A 2120-nucleotide genomic window follows, 5' to 3' on the forward strand; every position below is an offset into this window, starting at 1 on the left:
GGCCAAACCCGATGCGGGCCGGCCGTCCGGACCGCGCGCCCCCGGGCTTGCCTCCCATCGCTTGCGCCCGCGCCCCGGATCGCCGACAGCTTCGGCTCTCCCCACGGCACCGGGAATCACCCGCGTTGAACGTCCTGTCGATCCAGTCCCACGTCGCCTACGGGCATGTCGGCAACGCGTCGGCGGTGTTCCCGATGCAGCGGCTCGGGGTCGAGGTCTGGCCGGTCCACACGGTGCAGTTCTCCAACCACACCGGCTACGGGGCGTGGCGCGGCCCGATCTTCGAGGCGGACATGATCCGCGACGTGGTGCGGGGCATCGGCGAGCGCGGGGTGTTTCCCGGCTGCGACGCGGTGCTGTCGGGCTACATGGGCTCGGCCGCGATCGGGGAGGCGATCCTGGAGGCGGTGGCCTCCGTGCGGGCCGCGAACCCGCAGGCGCTCTATTGCTGCGACCCGGTGATCGGCGACGTCGCGGAGGGCGTCTACGTGCGGCCGGGGATCGAGGCGTTCCTGCGCGAGCGCGCGGTCCCGGCGGCCGACATCCTCACCCCCAACCAGTTCGAGCTCGACCGGCTCACCGGCCTGCCGAGCCGGACCCTGCCGGAGGCGGCGGCCGCGATCGCGGCGCTCCAGGCCCGGGGCCCCCGGGTGGTGCTGGTCACCTCGGCGCTCTGCGCCGACACGCCGTCCGACCGCATCGACCTGCTGGCCGGGGCGGAGGGCCGGGTGTTCCGGGTCCGCACCCCGCGGCTCGCCATCGCGGTGAACGGGGCGGGCGACTGCATCGCGGCCCTGTTCCTGGTCCACTACGCCCGCACCGGCTCGGCCGCCACGGCTTTGGGCGCGGCCGCCGCCTCGGTCTACGGCCTCCTGAAGCGCACCGCGGCCGCGGGCTCCCGGGAGATCCTCACTGTGGCCGCGCAGGCGGAATACGTGACCCCGAGCGAGACCTTTTCGGTCGAGGCGGTGTGAGGGGCGGCGCCCCCTCAAGCCCCCTCCCGCACGATGGTCGGTTCGTGCGTCACCGCAAAGTTCACCGAGCGGGCGATGAAGCACTGCGCGTGCGCCCGGTGGTGCAGCGCCAGGGCGGCCTCGGCGTCCGACTCCGCCGTGACGGTCACCCGGGGGCGCAGGGTGACCGCGGTGAACTGGCCGCCGCCGCCGGGCTCCTCGGTCATGCGGCCCTCGGCGGTGTCGGCGTAGGCCGTCACCACGATCCCGGCCTGCGCGCACAGGCCGAGGTACCAGAGCTTGTGGCAGGCGCAGAGCGAGGCCACCAGCAGGTCCTCCGGGTTCCAGCGGGCCGGGTCGCCCCGGAAGGCCGGGTCGGACGAGCCGGCGATCGTGGGCTTGCCCGGGGCCGCGGCCTCGAAGGCGCGGTCGTAGCCGCGATAGGTCCGGGTGCCGGCCCCTTTGTTGCCGGTCCAGGTCACCGTGACCGCGTAGGCGTGCTCCGTGTCGGGCATGGCTCCCTCCCGGTGGTGCGGTCCGCGTCCTCATCCCGATGCGCTGGGACTTCGGTCCGCGCTCGGCTACGCTCGCGATCCTGGCCGCCCCGGCGAGTCGGGGCGGCGGCCTCAAGCCTATCCGAGCCGGGATCACGGCCGCCAGCCGGAATCCGCGCGGGCTCGAACCGAAGGGAATCGAACCGATGGCGCGCCGCTTCGTCACCCTCGACGTGTTCACCGACCAAAAACTCGCCGGCAACCCGCTGGCCGTGGTGCGCGACGCCGAGGGGCTCGACACGGCCGCGATGCAGGCGATCGCGGCGGAGTTCAACCTGTCCGAGACGGTGTTCGTGCTGCCGCCCACCGACGCGCGCCAGCGGGCGCGGCTGCGGATCTTCACGCCGCGGCACGAGCTGCCGTTCGCCGGCCACCCGACCGTGGGGAGCGCCGTGCTGCTCGCACTGGAGGACCCGTCCCAGGGCGATGCCCGGGCCTTCGGCCTGGAGGAGCGGATCGGGATCGTGCCCTGCGTGGTCGAGACGTTGTCCGACGGCAGCGGCGGCCGGGCGCGGTTCAAGCTGCCGGCCCTGCCGGAATTCCTGGGCGCCGGCCCGGACCCGGCGGTGCTGGCGCCGCTCCTCGGGCTCGAGCCCGGCGATCTCGGCACCGG

At 74.4% G+C, this 2120-nt stretch carries 3 protein-coding genes; 2 read left to right on the forward strand and 1 reads right to left on the reverse strand.

Going from position 1 to position 2120, the window contains the following annotated elements; translation table 11 throughout:
• The first annotated feature begins 125 nt into the window (after positions 1-125).
• Positions 126-974, forward strand: a complete 849-nt coding sequence (gene pdxY, locus FV228_RS33830; protein ID WP_210247827.1) for a pyridoxal kinase PdxY — start codon at positions 126-128, stop codon at positions 972-974.
• A gap of 14 nt (positions 975-988) precedes the next feature.
• Here the strand turns inward: pdxY and FV228_RS27635 are convergent, their stop codons facing one another.
• Positions 989-1468 (reverse strand): OsmC family protein, encoded by a 480-nt coding sequence (locus FV228_RS27635; protein WP_147857427.1) that lies wholly within the window; start codon positions 1466-1468, stop codon positions 989-991.
• Between the two features lie 185 nt (positions 1469-1653).
• On the opposite strand from FV228_RS27635, the gene FV228_RS27640 reads away from it, so the two are divergent.
• The coding region (locus FV228_RS27640) for a PhzF family phenazine biosynthesis protein (protein WP_147857428.1) at positions 1654-2120 on the forward strand (467 nt) is incomplete at its 3' end.

It is taken from the genome of Methylobacterium sp. WL18 (assembly GCF_008040015.1).
GTDB lineage: Bacteria > Pseudomonadota > Alphaproteobacteria > Rhizobiales > Beijerinckiaceae > Methylobacterium > Methylobacterium mesophilicum.

Excerpts from the sequence above, each read along its gene's own strand:
- FV228_RS27635 (WP_147857427.1), bottom strand. The coding sequence starts at position 1,468 with ATGCCCGACACGGAGCACGCCTACGCGGTCACGGTGACCTGGACCGGC.